Source organism: Paraburkholderia sp. SIMBA_027 (assembly GCF_046535315.1).
Lineage (GTDB): Bacteria > Pseudomonadota > Gammaproteobacteria > Burkholderiales > Burkholderiaceae > Paraburkholderia > Paraburkholderia tropica.
In genome coordinates this window covers 1-317 of sequence record NZ_JAWRWY010000278.1, presented here as the reverse complement: position 1 = coordinate 317, position 317 = coordinate 1, and the positions used below count along the sequence as shown (strand labels likewise).

The window sequence follows — 317 nt, the reverse complement described above, 5'->3', positions numbered from 1 at the left end:
GTTGACGGCACCGAGACCGAGCTCCCGGTAACGGGTGTGTTTGTTGCTATCGGCAACGATCCCCGCACTGATCTGGTCCGGGGGAAGGTGGCGCTGACTCCTGAAGGAACCATCGCTGTTGACGGCCGAAGCTCACGAACAAACATCCCTGGTGTCTTCGCAGCGGGGGATGTCATTGACCCCACCTACCGGCAAGCGATCACAGCTTCGGGTTCTGGCTGCGTTGCCGCGCTCGACGTCGAACACTTCCTCGCCAACCTGAACTCCTAAGCTGCCCACACCACCGTTCGAAAGGAAAAGTTATGAGCAACGCAAAA

Annotated in this window: 1 protein-coding gene; it reads left to right on the top strand. The window is 58.7% G+C overall.

The annotated features are described in order from the left end of the window. Positions 1 to 270, top strand: a 270-nt coding sequence (locus SB764_RS39095) for an NAD(P)/FAD-dependent oxidoreductase (protein WP_410866625.1), incomplete at its 5' end; no start/stop codon positions are given. Positions 271 to 317: the final 47 nt, after the last annotated feature.